Below are 18,533 nucleotides of genomic sequence, written 5' to 3'. Positions count from 1 at the left end.
TTCCAATCCATGTCTACGAAACTCGTTATAGACGCATTTGCACTAACCGATTGTTAAGGCAGATGGTTCATTGCTGTTGTCATCGTTGAACAGAACGTTCAGCTTGACGGAGGCAGTTGTGCAGCAATTATTAAACGCTTGGACCGGGCTACAGTTACGTCGTCAAATAATCGTGGCGCTGGCGACAGGAGCGATGTTTTTTGCGATTCTTGCCATGTCTCGTATGGCAACGGCGCCAAGCATGACACTTCTCTACGCCGGCTTGGAAAACGGCGCGGCAGGCGATGTGGTACGCACGCTTGAGCAGCAGGGCGCAACGTTTGAAGTCCGCGGTGGCTCGATATTCGTTGATGCGAAGGACCGCGATCAGCTTCGTATGACCTTGGCGAGCGAGGGCCTCCCGGCGAACTCAAGCCGAGGATACGAGCTTCTGGATACGTTGTCTGGATTTGGGACAACGTCCCAGATGTTTGACGCAGCCTACTGGCGTGCAAAGGAAGGCGAGTTGGCAAGGACGATTGTCTCCAGCCCTCACATTTCTATGGCGCGGGTTCATATTGCCAGTACCGGATCAAATCCGTTTCAACGGGGTGTGACGCCAAAAGCATCCGTTGCTGTCACGCCGAACGGAGCGGCAATCAGCCCGCAACAGGCGAAGGCGATTCGCTTTCTCGTTGCATCCGCAGTCGCTGGCCTCGCGGCAGAGGATGTCGCGGTGATTGATGCAAATGGTACGCTGCTGGGTGCTGCTGACGAAGCGGCTCCAACCGTCGGTGGTGAGGACAAGGCGGACGTTCTCAAAGCGCGTGTCCAGCGCTTGCTGGAAGCGCGAGTGGGTTTTGGGAACGCGATTGTTGAGGTCAGCGTAGACACCGTTAACGAAAGTGAAGCAATACGCGAGCGTATTTTTGATCCTGAAAGCCGCGTCGCGATCAGTACAGATACCGAAGAGCGAAACACATCTTCATCGGAAGCTGGCGGGGGGAATGTGACGGTTGCGTCCAATCTGCCGGATGAAGAGGGTGATGGGGGAGAGAACAGCTCATCGCAAAACAACGAAACACGCGAACGGATCAACTATGAAGTGTCCGAAACAGAGCGTGAAGTTGTTCGAGTCCCCGGTGCAATAAAACGGGTAACCGTTGCTGTTTTGGTGAACGAGGCAACTGTGCTGGACGAAAATGGTCAGCAATCCTTTGCGCCGCGCGAAGCAACCGAGCTTGATGCGCTGCGAGACCTGGTCGCATCTGCCGTTGGGTTTGACGAGGCCCGCGGGGACATCATCACCATAAAATCAATGGGTCTGCAAAGTGTCTCCCCTCAAGGGACCGAAGTAAGCACGTCACTGCTAGATGGATTTAACATCGATGTTATGTCCGCGATACAGATGGCGGTCTTGGCTATTGTCACGCTGATCCTTGGACTATTTGTCGTGCGGCCATTGCTGTCGCGCACCGAGGCAACTGACACGCAAAATCTGGCTGCCCTTCCCGCAGCAGATGATAGTCAAGACAGCCCGTCAGGTCTTACAGGCGAAATTGAAGATGACGATTTTGAGCTGCCTGACCTGCCCATGATATCCGGCTTTGGAGATGACGGAGGAGACCTACCAGACCTCAATATGGGATCTGCGATGTCAGACGATCCAGTTGATCGGCTTCGATCACTGATCGGTGAACGCCAAGACGAGACGGTCGAGATCTTGCGCGGTTGGTTAGAAGATAAAGAGGAGAATGCCTAGTGTCCGTTTCACACAGATATCGCAACTTTGGCGGGGCAAAAAAGCCGCCTGCTGAGGAGGTTGAGTCCGCATCCGAAGCGATGGAAGATCAAAAGCTGCAGGCTTTTGAAGCGGGGTACCAGGCAGGATGGGATGACGCGACCAAAGCACAGGCAGAAGATAAGGAACGAATTTCCGCAGAATTTGGTCAGAATTTGCTGGACATGTCCTTTACCTACCAAGAGGCGCTCTCGAAGCTGACGCTTTCGTTTGAACCAGTGATGAAGCAGATCATCGAAAAACTCCTGCCGGAGATCGTGCGTACGGCTTTAGGCGCGCACATCATAGAGCAGGTACAAGCAATGATAAACGATCACGCGCATCGCCCTATTGAGATCGTTGTGAGTGCTCCAAATGCTGAAACTGTAAAGAGCATCGCCGGTGAAAAACTGACCGAACCGTTTCAAGTCGTCGCGGAAGATTCATTGGGTGAAGGCCAGGCGTTTGTTCGTATTGGCGACAGCGAAAGGCAGGTCGATCTAGACACCGTTGTACAAGAGGTCTCCAAGGCAATGGCAGCATTTTTTGATGAAAGCGCACAGGAATCATGAGTAATTCTAACATGGACGGCAACGCAGCCCTTGATTCTAAAAATCCGTTTACTTCCGTACCTATCGAAATCACGGTATCTGTCGGCAAAGCGCGACCGCTGATCCGTGATCTCGTTAATCTGGGTGAAAACGCCGTATTAACACTGGATAAATCTGTTGATGACCCTGTTGACCTCTACGTTGGTGACCGGTTGATCGCCAGAGGGATGTTGGAAGAGCAAGAAGGCGAGCATGCGGGCCAGCTTGTAGTGCGTCTGACCGAAGTGGTCGATCTTCAAACAGGTCTGTAGAATCGATGCCGTCAGGCCGCTTCTTTTTCATTCTCCTTGGACTTGTGATGCTTCCGATGGCAGCACAGGCGCAGGATATCTCCATCTCTTTGGGAGAGGATGGATCTATTTCGGCGCGGACGATTCAGCTTTTCCTGCTCATCACTGTTCTCAGCCTCGCGCCCGGTCTGGCAATCATGGTTACTTGCTTTCCGTTTCTGGTGACCGTTCTTTCAATCTTGCGGCAGGCAATCGGTCTCCAACAATCGCCACCGAATATGCTTATTGTCAGCCTGGCTTTGTTTCTGACTTACTTCATCATGGAGCCGGTTTTTTCCGAAGCTTGGACGAATGGCATTCAGCCGCTCGCAGACAATCAAATTGACACAGAAACTGCGTTTTTCAGAACGTTGGAACCATTTCGGGTGTTCATGGCAGGCCGAATTGATCCTGATACGTTTTTTGCAATGGCCGAATTGCGGCCGGAAACGATAGACGCCACGCCCGTACCGGATGCGCCGCTGTCCGTACTTGTCCCCAGTTTCCTGCTGTCAGAGATTGCCCGTGCTTTTCAGATTGGGTTTCTGATATTTCTGCCGTTTCTGATCATCGATCTGGTCGTCGCAGCGGTCCTAATGTCCATGGGCATGATGATGGTTCCGCCCGCTATTGTATCACTGCCGTTTAAACTTGCGTTTTTCGTGCTGGCAGATGGTTGGAGCCTTATCGCAGGAAGCCTCGTCCGAGGATACTTCTGACAAAAACGACAGCCCTTGCGAGAATGGCAGACGCGCCAGGACTTTCCCCGGTGGTATAGCCTTGCCGGAGAGGCAATGGGTTACAGAGATGACTGGCTTTTCCGGCAACGGGCGGTTTTGGAAAGACATCTGGCTCTGGCACCCAGCGGAAATCATCCCCAGCTGAGTTGGTTCTGTTTCTGAGTGGCTGTTATTGAACACCGATGATCAGGGGGTTCAGGACCGTTGGCCTTTTGAATTTCGGTCAATTCACCACAAAGCAGGCCCGGCTTTTGCGCCGGAACGAGATGAGATGGAATCTGGGCTTGTCTGATGTCATGACAAAGGCTCACAGAGGTCGGGCCGATCAACGCCTTGGTGCCTTCAGGTTATTCGAAAAAGCGCGAATCAAACCCAGGTCACACCGCGTTCGAAGCGAGATTCTACTATGCATTGAACTTTTGGTCTGCTGCGGCCGTATCCTTAATTCTTGTTATTAAACAGTTGGTTATATGGAGGGAAGATCAGCTTTCAACCGACGGTAAGCATTCAATGAAAAAGCAATCAGTGCAAAATCGGCAGAATGTTTCCGGTTAAGGGATAGAAAGTTTGATTGTTTGAATCTGCCTGGGATTTTGACGTAATCATGGGCGCGCAGACGGTGCGGTCTGCGAGGTAAGAAGCCGGCTGGGAAAGCAACCTTAAGCACGTGTAAAATGGCGTTTAGGTCAGGGTTTTGAGTGAATTCTGCTATGGCGCTCTTTCCCTTGAGTAGTCGTGCCTTGGCTAAATGGGAAAGTTGTGGAAGACCGCTGCAGCGTAGTGAGGAAGTGCGGGCGACTGCCGCAGAGTGTAATGAGGAGAAGTTCAACGATGACCTTGCAGATGGCCAAATTCAGACGTCTTGAAGTATTGACGCGGTCCCGCAAAGACCATGTGCTTGTCAGGCCTGCAGCGCATCACTCGCTTGTTAAACTGCCCGAAGAGGGCACGTTGGCCGCCTATCTTATTGATGCATTGTGGCGCGGCTGCCGGATCGACAGCCTCGAGACCGAAACGGGTTGGTCAAAGCCTACTGTGCTGGTGAACCTCTATAAGGTCGCCAAAAAAACCGGTGTTGGCATCAGGCGCAAAGCGGACACGCTGCATCTTATTTTGCCTCAAGGGTCAGGGCATACCCGTCCGCGCTCAAAAGGGGTCGGGAAAGGCAGCGATATCCGCTCGATGGCCGCGGAAGTAGTCATCATTGCATCAGATACCTAGGAGAGCGACCCGGCTTCAGGACGACCGGATCGGCCAGCGTTGTCGGCTTGCTGTCGGTCGGGGGCCATCAGCCATTCAGACCAAAACCTCTTGCGCCGTCTGGTGGCCTACATCAAAGACACGTTTATAGCGATCAATCTCTGACAAGGGGCCCATCGCCTTGTTGGGGTTGTCCGACAGCTTGACCGTCGGACGTCCATTTGCTTCGACGGCTTTGCAGACAAGTGAAAACGGCGCGAGGCTGTCGTCGGGGACCAGATTGCGAAAATCATTGGTCAGCAAAGTACCCCAGCCAAAAGAGACATGGACCCGCCCCGAGAACTGCTGATGCAGGCTGCGGATTTTATCAACATCCAGCCCATCGCTGAAGATCACCCGCTTGCTGCGGGGGTCTTCGCCCCGGGCCCGCCACCAGGTGATGGCTTCCTCTGCCGCCGTGGCCGGATCGCCGCTGTCCACGCGGATACCCGTCCAGCCAGCCAGCCAGTCCGGTGCCTTTTTCAGAAACCCGGTGGTGCCAAAGGTATCGGGTAGGATGATGCGCAGATTGCCCTCGTGTTCTTCATGCCAATCAGACAGGACATCGTAGGGGGCCTGTGCAAGGTCGGCGTCATTTTCGGCGAGGGCCGCATAGACCATCGGCAGTTCATGCGCGTTGGTGCCGATTGCCTCCAGCTCGCGGTTCATGGCGATTTTGCAATTGGAGGTGCCGGTGAAAGCGGTGCCCAGCCCTTCCTGCATGGCCTGCACGCACCAGTCCTGCCAAAGATAACTGTGCCTGCGGCGGGTTCCAAAATCCGCAATGGAGAGATCCGGAATGCCGCGCAGCGCTTCGATTTTCTCCCAGACACGCGTCATCGCCCGCGCATAAAGGACCTGAAGCTCGAACTTGCCCATCTGGTTCAGGACGGCTCTGCCGCGCAGCTCCATCAGCACTGCAAGGGCAGGAATTTCCCATAGCATGACTTCAGGCCAGGGACCTTCGAAGGTCAGCTCATACTGATCACCCTTGCGCTCCAGGAAGTACGGCGGCAGGCGCAAATGCTCGAACCATTCCATGAAATCGGGCCGGAACATCTGCCGTTTGCCATAAAATGTATTGCCCCGCAGCCAGGTGCTTTCGCCGCGCGACAAGGACAGGGACCGGATATGGTCAAGCTGTTCGCGCAACTCGCCCTCATCGATCAGTTTGGCGAGCGGTATGTGCTTGGACCGGTTTATCAGGCTGAATTTCACGCGGGTATCGGGCCTGTTGCGAAAGACCGACTGGCACATCAGCAGCTTGTAGAAATCCGTGTCGATCAGGGACCGGACAATCGGGTCGATCTTCCATTTGTGGTTGTAGACGCGGGCCGCAATATCAACCATGACCCTGCTCCAGCGTGACCCCGGCGGTTTCCATCCCTGCGCGGGCGGCAGCCAGCGAGCCGTCCAGATCAATGGCGCGACACAGGTCCTCGCGGACAGTCACGCAAAACCCCAGTTTGGCCGCATCAACGGCAGAGAAGTTGACGCAGAAATCCAAAGCCAGCCCGACTAGGGTCACCTCATCGATGCCACGGGTGCGCAGATAGCCTTCCAGCCCGGTTGGGGTCGCGTGGTCGTTCTCAAAGAAGGCGGAATAGCTGTCGATGGCCGGGTTGTACCCTTTGCGGATCACCAGATCAGCCTTGTCGGTTTGCAGATCGGGGTGGAACTGGGCACCGACACTGCCTTGAATACAGTGGTCCGGCCAGAGCACCTGCGAACCGTAGGGCATTTCGACCCGATCATAGGGCGATTTGCCCGCATGTGATGAGGCAAAGGAGGAGTGCTCCGCCGGGTGCCAGTCCTGTGTCAGGATCACGGCATCCGCCTTGGCCATCAGATTGTTGATACCCGGCACAATTGCGTCGCCCTCGGGCACGGCAAGTGCGCCGCCGGGGCAAAAGTCCTTTTGCACATCGATCACGATCAGGGCCTGGCGCATGTCATCTCTCCTACTTAAGCAATGGCTAAGGGGCCAAACCGCGCGCGTCAATGCTGCCTGCGGGGTTCCGCCCAAGCGCTCTTGCTTCAGACAGCACGCGGGCGTAATTGAACCGCCATGTATATCATCGCAGCCCTCTACCACTTCTCCCGCTTCGATCATCCGGAGGCCTTGAAACCAGAGCTTCTGAATATCTGCGTGGCGCAGGGTATTACGGGTACGCTTCTTTTGGCCCCCGAAGGGATGAACGGCACCGTTGCAGGCTCCCGCAGCGGGATTGATGCGGTTATTGCGCATCTTCGCAGCTTGCCCGGATGTGCTGATCTGGAGTGGAAAGAGGCGGCCAGCGATCACGCCCCGTTTGGCAGGATGAAAGTCCGGATCAAGCGTGAAATCGTCACCATGGGTCAACCCGACGTGGACCCGCGCGCGCGGGTCGGGCATTATGTAGCGCCTGAAGACTGGAACGACTTGCTGGCCCAGCCAGATGTAGCGGTGATAGATACGCGCAACGATTACGAGGTTGCCATCGGCAGCTTTGACGGGGCAATCGACCCGAAAACCCAGAGCTTCGGTGAGTTCCCCGCATGGTGGGAAAAGAACAAACACCGGTTTCACAACAAGCGGATTGCCATGTTCTGCACGGGCGGTATCCGGTGCGAAAAATCCACGAATTATCTGTTGGGCCAGGGGGTGGAGGACGTCTACCATCTTAAAGGCGGCATTCTGAAGTATCTCGAAGAAGTCCCAGTCGAGCAAAGCACCTGGAAGGGTGAATGCTTTGTTTTTGACAATCGCGTCAGCGTTGGACACGGCCTTGTTGAGGGGCCTCATCTTTTGTGTCACGGGTGCCGTCAGCCGATCCTGCCCGCGGATACGGAACGCCCAGAATACGAGGCGGGTGTCAGTTGCCACAACTGTTTCGCTAAAACGACCGATCAGGACAAAGCGCGCTTTCGGGAGCGTCAGAAACAGATCGAGCGGGCGCGGGCTGCTGATTGACGGCCAGAGTCAATCCAATCATCCCATTTCGGTGTTTGAAGATGCCGATATGCTTTTTCCGGACTTGTTAAGCTTGCCGAAAGACCTTTTGCGATAAAACTGCTCTTGGGTGAATTAGAGAGTGGTGGAGACATGGCTGCGCAGAGCAATCTGGCACCAGTCATCATCAAGAAAAAAAAGAAAGTCGTAGGCGGGGGCCACCATGGTGGCGCCTGGAAGGTCGCTTATGCGGACTTCGTGACTGCGATGATGGCTTTTTTCATGATGATGTGGCTGTTGAATGCGACAACGGAACAACAACGTCAGGGGTTGGCCGATTACTTTTCGCCAACGATACCGATCAACCGCATTTCCGGCGGTGGCGATGGGGCGTTCGGGGGCGACAGCATCTTTTCTGAAGAAACTCTGCCGCAGAACGGCTTGGGGGCGACCGCGCAGCATGCCACGCGCAAGCAGGCCGCAAGCGGGGAGACCGGATCGGACTCAGAGGGCGGCGAACGGGACTCCTCTGACGAAGAATTGCAGGCGCTCATTGACGAGTTGATGGGCCGCGGTGGTGAGTCGACTGTGATGGAGAATGCCCTGAAACACATCGTGACGCGGATCACGGATGAGGGGCTGGTCATTGAACTCTTTGCGCTGGAAGGCGTGCCAATTTTTGAGGGAAACAGTGATGTTCCGACACCTCTGATGACCCAACTGGTGGAATTGGTCGCGAGTGTTGCGACCGCCGCGACCAACGATATAGCCGTTGGCGGTCATGTGCCGGCTCGTCCGATTGTTGTTGCGACCAATCCGGTCTGGGACAGCTCGGCGGCGCGCGCCACCCGAACGCGTCTTTTGCTGGAAGAAAATGGAATCGTGCCTGACAGGATGCAGCGCGTCACGGGTCACGCAGACCGTGAGCCGATCCATCCCAACCCAATGGCTGCACGCAATGACAGGGTGGAAATCGTGCTCTTGCGGCAATGATGGCATAAATATGGCGCATTTTATCTGTTAGCGCGGTGTTAAGTCGGGACGTCTATCTGATGTTGGAACATTGGACCAACACATCAGAAAGGCGTGCCCATGTCGATTTCATCCTCGCTCAATGCAGGCGTTGCAGGATTACAGACAAATTCGCAACGACTGGCTTCTATTTCGGACAATATTTCGAACGCTTCGACCTTTGGCTATAAGCGTGTCCAGACTGATTTCGAATCCATGGTGCTATCGTCAGGTGGTGGGGCGTATTCAGCGGGGGGTGTTCGCGCCAATACACAACGCCTGATTGACCAACGCGGCACGCTGGTTGGCACTTCCAACCCTACCGATATTGCGGTGCGCGGGGGGGGTATGCTGCCTGTCGCGCAAGCCGCTCAAGTTCAAACCGCCGGCGCTGATGCGTCGATGTTCCTCACCACCACCGGATCGTTTCGAATGGACGCCAGCGGGTATCTGACCTCGCAATCAGGGCTCGTTCTGATGGGGTGGCCGGCTGCTGCCGATGGCTCGATACCGGCACTCCCCCGTGATACTTCCGATGGCCTTGAGCCGATCCGAATCAACGCTGGCCAGCTTGCAGGCAACCCAACGACATCAATGTCGCTTGGCATCAATCTGCCCGCGACGGAAACAGAGGCCGATTCCGCCGGCCTGGTTGAGCAACTCTCCGTCGAGTACTTCGATAACCTGGGCACATCGCAGAGCATCAGCATCACCTTTACACCCGACGTGCCCGCTGCCGGTTCTCCGGCCACAAACACCTGGACGATGGAGATGTTCGATTCCACGAATCCTGGTGTTTCCATCGGCTCTTATACGCTGGAATTCAACGATGCCAGAACCGGAGGCGGAACGCTTTCTGACGTGACACCGATTGGTGCAAGCCCGGCCTACGATGATGTGACCGGTCTGCTCACGGTGAATGTCGGGGCGGGGCCGATCGAGATTGATATTGGCGCCTTGGGCGATACCGAGGGGTTGTCTCAGCTCTCCTACAGCTTTGCGCCGATCTCCGTAACCAAGGACGGCTCGGCAATTGGTAACTTCGTTGGTGTTGACATCGACGCCAATGGATTTGTCCGGGCCAGCTTTGATACCGGTGAAATCAGGACGATTTACCAGGTCCCGCTCATTAACGTCCCCAACCCGAACGGCCTTCAGGCGTTTGACAGCCAGACATATTTGCCATCACGTCAAAGTGGATCGTTCTTTCTCTGGGATGCCGGCGACGGCCCGACCGGAGACATCGTTTCTTTCGCACGGGAAGAATCGACCACGGATGTCGCGGGTGAACTGACCGATATGATCAAGACACAGCGCGCATATTCGTCCAACGCGAAGGTCATCCAGACCGTCGATGAGATGTTGCAGGAAACAACCAACATCAAACGTTAATGGGTGGGCTTGCCAGGCAAGTCGCACCGTAAACGCATAAACTTATGAGGCCGAGATGAGTATTTCAGGAGCACTTTCAAATGCAATGACCGGGCTGCGTGCTGCGGGTCGAACTTCGGAGATCATCTCGGCCAATATCGCGAATGCCATGACGCCCGGCTATGGCGTTCGCAATCTGTCATTGTCATCGTCCCAACTCGGCGGTGTGTCGATCAACGGCGTCGTTCGGAATGTCGATCCCAGCCTGCTTGCAGATATGCGTTTGGCGGATGCGACGTTCACCAACGCGACGGACCGGACACGATTTCTGACCAATTTTGAAAACCTTTTGGGCACACCGGACGAACCATATTCGCTTTCGGCGCGGCTTTCTGACTTTGAGAACAGTCTGATAACGGCTGCAAGTCGCCCTGATGCTCCAGAACGGCTCAACAGTGTTGCGGATACCGCCCGTGACATGACGACGCTGATCTCCGCGGCATCTGACGGGGTTCAAGAAGCCCGCAGCAATGCGGATCGCAACATCCAGATACAGGTCGACAAACTCAATACGTCGCTGGCAAATGTAAAGGAATTGAATTCTCAGATTACCCGCACGGTCACGACCGGAGGTGATCCTTCCGCACTTCTAGACAGCCGACAAGCGATTGTAGATGAGATCAGCGCGATCGTCCCGATCCGGCAGGTGCCCAGGGATAACGGACAAATTGCGCTTTACTCGACAGGCGGCGCAATTCTAATCGATGGCGGCGTGGCGGAAATTGAGTTTACGGCCGTTAATCAGGTCACGCCCTTCATGACGCTCCAGAATGGTACACTTTCGGGCATCACCATCAACGGGTTTGCAGTCCGCACAGATAGTGAAAAAGGGGCCCTAAGCGGTGGGTCGCTGGGGGCTCAATTTGAAATTCGGGATGAGCTTGGGACTCAGGCGCAATCACAACTCGATGCATTCGCAAGAGACTTGGTTGAGCGCTTTCAGGATCCTGCCGTTGATACCACCTTGATACCCGGTGATGCCGGCCTCTTTACAGACGCTGGTGCCGCTTTTGATCCACTTAACGAGGTTGGGTTATCGGCAAGGCTTACTCTGAATGCGGCTGTAGATGAGCGGCAAGGCGGGGAGGTTTGGCGCATTCGTGATGGTATAAACGCCGCGACGCCTGGTGATGTTGGGGATTCTCGTCTTCTGCAGGCGTTGTCGGATGCTTTGACCGTCAAACGCACCCCTCTTTCCGGCGATTTTGGCGCCGGGGCTTTCTCGGCGGCGAATTTGGTGTCCACACTGACATCGCAGATCGGGGCAGAACGGTTTCAAGCGGAGCAAAAGCTTAGCTTTGCGTCATCGCAATTTGACGAATTGACCCAACAGATTCTGGCGGATGGTGTCGACACCGATCAGGAGCTTCAAAGGCTTTTGATCGTGGAACAGTCCTATGCGGCAAATGTGCGGATGATCGAAGCCGCAGATGAAATGATGCAAACGATTTTGAGGATTTAAACCATGAGTTCAGTTTCTTTGGGTGATCTTTCCCAGTCATTTCTGATGCAGAAGCGTAGCGTGGCCTTACGCCAGGATCTGGCACGTCTGACCGACGAGTTATCCAGCGGCAAGGTAGATGATATCCGCAAAGTCCTCGCTGGAAATCACAACTATTTGTCGAGTCTCGAGCGGAGGCTTGACATTCTTGAAGGTTATTCAGTGGCAAACGAGGAGGCTAAATACTTTACGGGCGCAATGCAGGCATCTCTTTCAAGGATCCAGGACTTTAGCGGACAGCTCGGTCTTGACCTTATTCTTGCCAGCGGTGGACCTATCGGTGTGGTCGCGGGGAGCCCTTCCGAAAATGCGGCGACACAGCTCCAAGGTATGATGAACCTGCTGAATGCGGATATTGCTGGCCGCAGCCTCTTTGCAGGCACTGCAACTGACGGTGCGCCACTCGCAAGCGCCGATACCTTAGTGTCAGAATTGCTGACCGTCGTGTCGGGGCAAACCACGCCGCAGGATATCGTGGCTGCTGCGGAGGCTTGGTTCGCGGACCCGGCCGGATTTGATACTGTCATTTATACGGGCGCTGACACCGCCCTGGCACCCTTCGTGCTGTCCGAAACCGAGCGTGTCAGTTTGGATGTCAGGGCAAATGATGAGGCCCTGAAAACAGTACTCATGCACACAGCGCTCGCCGCTTTGGGGAGCGATCCCGCATTGGGTTTGGATGTTCCACAGCAATCAGAGCTGTTTGGCATAACAGGCCTCGGGCTCCAATCCAATCAGGATCAGATGACAGATTTGCGATCTCGGATTGGTTTTACGGAAGCGCGGATCGAAATGATCTCAACACGCAACCAAGCGGAAGAAACCAGCGCGGAATTCGCTAGAAATGCTTTGATAGCGGTGGATCCATTTGAGACAGCGACAGAACTGGAGAACGTACAGTTCTATCTGCAGAGCCTGTATTCAGTTACGGTGCGCAGCTCGCAGCTTTCTTTGGTGAATTTCCTATGAGGGCATTTTTTCTTTTTATTCTCTCGACCGTATTGATGCTTAACTCCGCGCAAGCCAACCCGGTGCGTATCAAAGACCTTGTTGAATTCGACGGTGTGCGCGGAAATGACTTGGTTGGATACGGCCTGGTCGTGGGGCTGAATGGCACTGGTGACGGTTTGCGAAACGCGCCGTTCACTGAAGAGATAATGTCGAATATTCTCGAACGTCTTGGCGTCAATGTGAGCGGTGAGCAGTTCCGACCCAGAAATGTGGCTGCTGTTTTTGTCACCTCCACTCTACCGCCCTTTGCACGCGGTGGCAGCCAGATAGATGTTACTGTTTCTGCCATTGGTGACGCACAAAGCCTGTTGGGTGGTACACTTATCATGACACCATTGAATGCGGCCGATGGTCAGATCTATGCGGTAGCCCAAGGTACTATCATCGCAGGTGGTGCGGTTGCAGAAGGCGACGGAGCCAATGTGACTCAGGGTGTGCCGACGGCAGGTGTGATTCCATCAGGCGCGCGGGTCGAGCGGGAAATCGAGTTTGATTTGTCGAGTTTGAACGATCTCAGGCTTGCACTTCGGGATGCTGACTTTACGACTGCGGCCCGAATTGAGGCGGCAATAAACAATGATTTTGGCAGGCCTGTCGCACTTATGCTGGATTCCGGAACGGTCCGTCTGAATGTCGAGCAGACCGAGACAATATCTGTAGCGCATGCCTTGGGCCGAATCGAAAATATCACAGTTGAGCCGGAACGGAAGGCCCGAGTAGTCGTCGATCAACGTTCAGGCACGATCGTGATGGGAGATGATGTCCGTATCTCGAGAGTTGCTGTTTCTCAGGGCAACCTGACCTTGCGGATTCAGGAAGCGCCAATCGCCATACAGCCCAATCCCTTTGCTCAGGGTGAGACGGTCATCGTCCCCCGTACGCGTGCAGAATTGGAAGAAGAACCGGGCATCGGGCTTGCTGAGGTTCCAGATGGTACATCGTTGTCAGAAGTCATTGCCGGTCTAAATGCACTCGGCGTATCACCTCGTGACATGATTGACATCTTAAAAAGCATAAAAGCTGCGGGAGCGCTGCATGCGGAGTTCATTGTCCGCTAGGCTGTCGATGCAATCCTCGGGAGTTTCTAGCTGGGAACGTTGGTCCAGAGCCGTTTATGCAAGATAAATAAAATGACCAGGATCGCGCCTCGACAACGCTAGCCCTAGATACCACACATAAAGGCTCCGAGACGCGCCCAGGTGAAGCGCCAAGGTCAAGTCTACAGGCCAACGCTGCCGCAATCCTTCTAAGCAAGGCTACAGTGTCTGCCGATTAATGAAGCTATGGGTGGTGCGCCGTCCTGATCAGAATCACGCACCTTGTTTTCGTGCGACGAAAGCATATCCAGAGCACTGCTGGGCCCATTGTGGATTGCTGATTTGTCGATCAAGCCAAGCTGCTAGCTTGGGGCGTTCGTCGAGTTTTTTGCTTAGCTTTGCAGGTATTACTTGATGCAACGCGGCAGTCAGAGGCCCATGCATAGGGTATAGAGTAAGTTCAGAGGCATCACGAAAGATGTATGCAAGACTGTCACGAGAGAAGCGCATGTAGTCTTGAAAGTTTAGTTTGTCCGGTGCGTGGTATCTGAATAGCCATGGAACATAGCCGTAAAGGGTTCCGCCTTCTTTCAGCATGTAGAAGAGGTTCCGAGCGGCGGCGAAGGGGTCGTAACAGTGCTCCATAACCGCTAGACAAATTATTCGGTCGTATCGCCCTCGGATTTCCGTATCTTCAAGTGGCTGGCAAAGGTCGCAAAGGATGTCAGGATAGGGTCCAAAGTCAAAGACATCGAGTGTTTCAAGCAAGCTCGCCTTGTCGCGTATTTTTTGAAAAAAATGTCGAGAACACTTTCCACAGTCGAGAACGATATCACCCGTCTTGATGTCCTCGTAAATGTGGTCGATGAAGTAACGGTTCTTGTAGCGAAATTGCTCATCTAGATGCACGGACTTGATCCGTTCAATCATGAACTCGTTGTTTTCAGTTGGAGTGCCGATTATTTTCTTAACCAAAATCAATTTCTCCGTTCGGTATAGCTTTGGTTTCATTTTTACTTCGCTTATGCTGCAAAGGTCGATGTTTGTCGACGTCGCTAGAAACCTATTGTGAAAGTTTCACACGTGCCCGGCGGCAAACTTCATTGGGGGAATCTCGCAATTTTGCCCAGTGCCCTGGCGAGCTCGGCAGAGACATTGTTCTTGAATTTCATTAGGCGAACTATCGACGAACGCTCGCTTCTAAGCTCATCCAACTTCCCTTGTGATTTCGACAAAATCAGGAGGCAGGCATGGGTGGTATCGGAAGCGGGCGAAACTGGCACTGGAGCGCGAAAAGCACAACGGCAGATTATCGCAGCACTGACGTGCGGCGCTGGGCGCGGGATGGCCTGCCAGAGCCGGGACGGCGCTTTACATGGCAGTAGTCAGTAGACGGCGAACAGATGTGGCCAGCATCGTGGTACAGGCCGAGCATGGACAGGTCAGGCTCATCTATCGAAGTCGGGACTGCAGCGATGACTGGGAGAGCCTCGATTATCCGGTGCGCCTCCTTTCCCAGCCTTGGCACCACGGCCGGCATCGCAAGTGGTTCGCCTGCCCAGCGCGCGAATGCGGTCGGCGGGTGGCGAAACTTTTCGACGGGCGCATTTTCGCTTGCCGCCACTGCTATGACCTTGACTATCCCTCTAAAACCCACTCGGTGGACATGGAGACTTCCCACTCTACCATCGCCTTACCTTGGACAAACGCATGTCCGTTCGATCAACATGACGCTCATGATTAGAAGTGTTCGCGGATTTTGCGATGCAGCATTTGGGGCTGCGAATACTGAGAAGCGCAAGTAAGCGGACCAGACTGGCTAGCCAATTCCTCGTTTGACTTGCCGAAGACTTCAGAACATTTGCCATACTGAAAGTTATCACTTGGTGGGCTGAAGGCCGGATTCACAAGCGCTCCGTAGTGTCTTGTGATCGTAGGATGGCCATGATCTCCACGTCTTCGCCTATGATGCGGTAGTAGATCGAATGGACGCCGCAGACGCTTCGCCTGTATTTTTCGCGAATGTCTGCAACCTCCTGATATAGCAGGGGCGTCTCGGCCAGAACTTCAAATCGTTGGATGAGCTGCCAGAAATACTCATCCGCCTTCGTTACACCGAACTCTCTGACGCCGAACTGATGGATACCTATCAAATCGTCTTTCGCCTCTTCCGAAAGCCTATAAGTCCCCATCTGCGCGCAGTTCTTTCTTCGACTGTTCTAGTATCTGATCTGGGGTCATGTCGGTGAATCCACGCTGCTCGGCACGGATCAGCTTTGCTCTGATTTCTTCCACGCCGTTCTCGATCTCACGAGCGCGGCGCAGGGCATCATTAACAGCTTCAGTCTGGGTCTTAAACTCACCGCTATCGACGCGAGCTTGCAGCCATTGATGATTTGGCTCGGTCAGGGTGATGGTCTGTCGTGGCATGTCGAACCTCCTATCGATATGGTGCAATAGTACACCAAAAACGACCAAAATGCATTAGGCATATGTTCCTACAATCGAAGGCGTCAGACATCAGGACTGGAGCCTTCCATACTGCACATTGTCACAAAGCGATCTGGTGCGGCAAAGGTCGTCCTGGTCCGTTGAGTTCACATACAAGGGCTTAAGCGTTATAAATTTCGCGAAAAATTCCGATTTTTGAATCATAACTTGCGTTTTTTATAAGAAAATGTATCAACGGTTGTGACTTGACCGGAGATCAGATGGATTCGTTTGAACGGCTTGATGCCGATGTTCGCGCAAACCTCTCGAAAGAATTCGTTGAGGCGGCAGAAAGCCGATTGCATTGGGAATACTCGTCATCCTTCGATGATGCGGAACGACGGGGAGAAAGGCTTGTTTACGGCAGACCAGGCCCGCTCGCACAGGGTTTGCTTGAAAGGCACATGCGCACACGAGCGAGCTTCGGTATGACTGCATTGACCGCGGCGGCATTTGACATGGGGGCAGATGTAGAACACTTGCTCCTGACAAATGGTCAGAGAAAGCCAATCGTCAGAACTGGTTGCTTTTGTTTTGTCGTTGAAACTATTCACGATCTCAACCACCAGCCAGCTTTTGCAGCCTACAAGAGAGGCCTAGCGCGAGCGAACACGGCTATTCGACAGCTCGAATTGGACCTGGGCGACAGGCCTTTCCACGTCGCAGATTGGAGCGGATGTCATCTTGGTGTTTTACTACACGGATGTCGTGGCGATACGTTCACACGAACGGGTACTGGTCTAAGCATGTTTCGGATAGGGTTCCCAAATTCTGCATATGACAGTTGGGTTTGGATCAAAGATGTGCTTTCTGGCCAGCTCAGCGACGATCTTGGTTGGACCAAAATACCTGCGGGAAAACCGCCGAAACAGTACGACAAAGTTGCAGTCCGTTTGCGTCCCTCATCCGAACGTCGAGAAACAAAATGAAACGAGGAGTTGCCAATTTTGTGCCGAGCAGACTTAGTCAGGCTCGCAGCCGTAGAGGATTCAAAAAGAAGGAATTGGCTGAAGAGCTTTGTGTGAGTTGCGAAGCGCTGCGCAGTTATGAAAACGGTGCAGCAAGACCATTGCCTGACAAAGTGCGTCGTATGTCTGAGGTCTTGAGTTTCCCAGAACACTTTTTCTCATCTGCGACACTGAAGTCGGGATCGCCACATGTGTTCTGGCGTGACCTTAAGTCTGTCACAAAGGCCAGTCGCGAAGCTGTAGACGCACGGGTTACATTTGCCTGCGAGATGTTTTCAGTACTTGATGAATACGTTGAGTTTCCTTCACTGAACTTACCTCACCTCAAACTTCCCGAGCATTGGTCCGACATAACGGATTACGATATTGAAGCTGCCGCTGAAGTATGTCGATCGGAATGGGGGCTGGGCGAATACCCTATCCCGGATATGACCTTAGCTGCTGAGAACATCGGTGTTCCGGTCTTAGCGCCGAGCATTGATAACCGAAAGCAAAGCGGCTTTGCTCATTGGGATGAAGTTACGGGTAGACCTTTTATTGGCCACAACATACGTCATACGACTGCGGCTAGCGCTCGCTTCAACCTTGCACACGAGTTGGGCCACATTCTACTGCATCGTGGTGTTACCGCAGACGATCTCGAGAATGCCGAGTCCTTTGATTACATTGAGAAGCAAGCTCACAGATTTGCGGGTGCCTTGCTTTTTCCACGAACAGCATTCTACCGCGAAGTCAGATATGCTTCATTGTCAGTGTTCGAGCTACTTAAGCGCGATTGGAACATTGCAATCACAGCCCAAATTGTCCGCGCAAGGCAGCTTGGCGTGATAGACGAAAGCAGAGCGACCAGCCTCTTTGTTGCCGCAGGTCGCGAAGGATACCGTTCGGCGAAGGGTGAACCGTACGATGACACAGTGCCGGTTGAGGAGCCTAGAATGTTGCGGAGGGCAGTGGACGCGATTGAAGACGCAGGAGAAATGCATCTCGAAGTGCTAAAGCATCGTATCCCCTTGCCTGAGGACGAAGTACAAGAGTTAGTGGGTAGAACCTTCGAGCCGACAATCTCAAATGTAGTCCAGCTTAGAAGGCCATTCTGAGTGACTGACGTTGCCCCCTGAAATCAGGCCATTGAACTGTTAGTGATCTGTCCAAGTGAGCCGCTCCCGTACGGAAATCGTGCGTGGCTTGTTCGGTGACTGGGGTTTTGTCCGGAACTGGGGCCGCATTGGTAGCTCTAGCCAGCAACGAACGGATTGGTTTGAAACGGAAACGGCGGCTAAAGATGCAAGTTTTGATCTTCATATGCAGAAGGCCAAGCGCGGTTATGAATAGTGAGTAAAGCGGTCATGAAAATGTGGTCATGGTGCGAGCGCTTCGCCGTCCATCGCTTGATACGGCCTTCCAATGGTTCTCTATCTGCGGCCGTTAATTCAAGTGGGTTTTTGATCTCATCGGGTTCATGGTTCTCTCCGAGGTCGGCAGTGCCGCCTCATAATGGCGTCGGGGACTGGTGCCTCAAAATGGTCCGCTGCGA

The 18,533-nt window shown here is 53.9% G+C and carries 20 protein-coding genes; 15 read left to right on the top strand and 5 right to left on the bottom strand.

Features of this window, described 5'->3' with window-relative positions:
• Positions 1-118: 118 nt before the first annotated feature.
• The 5 genes from fliF to H7847_RS08540 all read left to right on the top strand — a co-directional run bounded on the left by fliF (position 119) and on the right by H7847_RS08540 (position 4,600).
• A complete protein-coding gene (gene fliF, locus H7847_RS08560; RefSeq protein ID WP_227269021.1) occupies positions 119-1,741 on the top strand; it encodes a flagellar basal-body MS-ring/collar protein FliF in 1,623 nt (540 codons plus the stop codon).
• Complete coding sequence (locus H7847_RS08555) at positions 1,741-2,331, top strand: FliH/SctL family protein (RefSeq protein ID WP_227269019.1); 591 nt, start codon at positions 1,741-1,743, stop codon at positions 2,329-2,331. Before fliF ends, H7847_RS08555 begins: the two co-directional genes overlap by 1 nt.
• 11 nt (positions 2,332-2,342) lie before the next feature.
• A complete protein-coding gene (locus H7847_RS08550; protein WP_227269018.1) occupies positions 2,343-2,621 on the top strand; it encodes a FliM/FliN family flagellar motor switch protein in 279 nt (92 codons plus the stop codon).
• A gap of 56 nt (positions 2,622-2,677) precedes the next feature.
• Complete coding sequence (fliP, locus tag H7847_RS08545) at positions 2,678-3,358, top strand: flagellar type III secretion system pore protein FliP (protein ID WP_227269017.1); 681 nt, start codon at positions 2,678-2,680, stop codon at positions 3,356-3,358.
• A gap of 972 nt (positions 3,359-4,330) precedes the next feature.
• Positions 4,331-4,600, top strand: coding sequence for a hypothetical protein (locus tag H7847_RS08540; RefSeq protein WP_227269016.1), 270 nt, complete (start codon positions 4,331-4,333; stop codon positions 4,598-4,600).
• 75 nt (positions 4,601-4,675) lie between these two features.
• On the opposite strand, the gene pncB is transcribed toward H7847_RS08540, so the two are convergent.
• Positions 4,676-5,968, bottom strand: a complete 1,293-nt coding sequence (gene pncB / locus H7847_RS08535) for a nicotinate phosphoribosyltransferase (RefSeq protein WP_227269015.1) — start codon at positions 5,966-5,968, stop codon at positions 4,676-4,678.
• Entirely contained in the window at positions 5,961-6,569 is a 609-nt protein-coding gene (gene pncA / locus H7847_RS08530; protein ID WP_227269013.1) for a bifunctional nicotinamidase/pyrazinamidase, read from the bottom strand. Before pncA ends, pncB begins: the two co-directional genes overlap by 8 nt.
• A 117-nt stretch (positions 6,570-6,686) precedes the next feature.
• Here pncA and trhO point away from each other — a divergent pair, with 117 nt between their 5' ends.
• From trhO to H7847_RS08500, 6 genes are all read left to right on the top strand, one after another.
• On the top strand, positions 6,687-7,571 hold the full coding sequence (gene trhO, locus H7847_RS08525; protein ID WP_227269012.1) for an oxygen-dependent tRNA uridine(34) hydroxylase TrhO: 885 nt from the start codon (positions 6,687-6,689) through the stop codon (positions 7,569-7,571).
• Between the two features lie 132 nt (positions 7,572-7,703).
• Complete coding sequence (locus H7847_RS08520; protein WP_227269011.1) at positions 7,704-8,543, top strand: flagellar motor protein MotB; 840 nt, start codon at positions 7,704-7,706, stop codon at positions 8,541-8,543.
• A 99-nt stretch (positions 8,544-8,642) separates the two neighbouring features.
• Positions 8,643-9,953, top strand: a complete 1,311-nt coding sequence (locus tag H7847_RS08515) for a flagellar hook protein FlgE (RefSeq protein ID WP_227269010.1) — start codon at positions 8,643-8,645, stop codon at positions 9,951-9,953.
• A gap of 55 nt (positions 9,954-10,008) precedes the next feature.
• Positions 10,009-11,454 (top strand): flagellar hook-associated protein FlgK, encoded by a 1,446-nt coding sequence (flgK, locus tag H7847_RS08510; RefSeq protein ID WP_227269009.1) that lies wholly within the window; start codon positions 10,009-10,011, stop codon positions 11,452-11,454.
• Positions 11,455-11,457: 3 nt separating this feature from the next.
• A complete protein-coding gene (locus H7847_RS08505) occupies positions 11,458-12,462 on the top strand; it encodes a flagellin (RefSeq protein ID WP_227269008.1) in 1,005 nt (334 codons plus the stop codon).
• Positions 12,459-13,562: a flagellar basal body P-ring protein FlgI gene (locus H7847_RS08500; RefSeq protein ID WP_227269007.1), complete on the top strand. Its 1,104-nt coding sequence runs from the start codon at positions 12,459-12,461 to the stop codon at positions 13,560-13,562. The genes H7847_RS08505 and H7847_RS08500 overlap by 4 nt, the downstream gene beginning before the upstream one ends.
• 252 nt (positions 13,563-13,814) lie before the next feature.
• Here H7847_RS08500 and H7847_RS08495 read toward each other — a convergent pair whose 3' ends face one another.
• Positions 13,815-14,552, bottom strand: a complete 738-nt coding sequence (locus tag H7847_RS08495; RefSeq protein ID WP_227269006.1) for a class I SAM-dependent methyltransferase — start codon at positions 14,550-14,552, stop codon at positions 13,815-13,817.
• A 239-nt stretch (positions 14,553-14,791) separates the two neighbouring features.
• Here H7847_RS08495 and H7847_RS26725 point away from each other — a divergent pair, with 239 nt between their 5' ends.
• The gene (locus H7847_RS26725) at positions 14,792-14,926 is read left to right on the top strand and encodes a hypothetical protein (RefSeq protein ID WP_264479512.1); all 135 of its coding nucleotides are present in this window, start codon (positions 14,792-14,794) and stop codon (positions 14,924-14,926) included.
• A 519-nt stretch (positions 14,927-15,445) separates the two neighbouring features.
• On the opposite strand, the gene H7847_RS08490 is transcribed toward H7847_RS26725, so the two are convergent.
• Positions 15,446-15,733, bottom strand: a complete 288-nt coding sequence (locus H7847_RS08490; protein ID WP_227269005.1) for a type II toxin-antitoxin system RelE/ParE family toxin — start codon at positions 15,731-15,733, stop codon at positions 15,446-15,448.
• Entirely contained in the window at positions 15,720-15,971 is a 252-nt protein-coding gene (locus H7847_RS08485) for a ribbon-helix-helix domain-containing protein (protein WP_227269004.1), read from the bottom strand. Before H7847_RS08485 ends, H7847_RS08490 begins: the two co-directional genes overlap by 14 nt.
• Before the next feature lie 281 nt (positions 15,972-16,252).
• Between H7847_RS08485 and H7847_RS08480 the strand changes: the two genes are divergently transcribed.
• The 3 genes from H7847_RS08480 to H7847_RS08470 are packed head-to-tail and all read left to right on the top strand — an operon-like array spanning position 16,253 to position 18,331.
• Positions 16,253-16,960, top strand: coding sequence for a hypothetical protein (locus H7847_RS08480; RefSeq protein WP_227269003.1), 708 nt, complete (start codon positions 16,253-16,255; stop codon positions 16,958-16,960).
• Complete coding sequence (locus H7847_RS08475) at positions 16,957-18,096, top strand: XRE family transcriptional regulator (RefSeq protein WP_227269002.1); 1,140 nt, start codon at positions 16,957-16,959, stop codon at positions 18,094-18,096. The genes H7847_RS08480 and H7847_RS08475 overlap by 4 nt, the downstream gene beginning before the upstream one ends.
• A gap of 55 nt (positions 18,097-18,151) precedes the next feature.
• Positions 18,152-18,331 (top strand): WGR domain-containing protein, encoded by a 180-nt coding sequence (locus H7847_RS08470; RefSeq protein ID WP_319799758.1) that lies wholly within the window; start codon positions 18,152-18,154, stop codon positions 18,329-18,331.
• Positions 18,332-18,533 lie beyond the last annotated feature (202 nt).

Source organism: Roseobacter weihaiensis (genome assembly GCF_020622345.1).
GTDB lineage: Bacteria > Pseudomonadota > Alphaproteobacteria > Rhodobacterales > Rhodobacteraceae > Roseobacter > Roseobacter weihaiensis.
The sequence above is the reverse complement of the archived record's forward strand: the minus strand, read 5'-3'. Positions and strand labels throughout refer to the sequence as shown.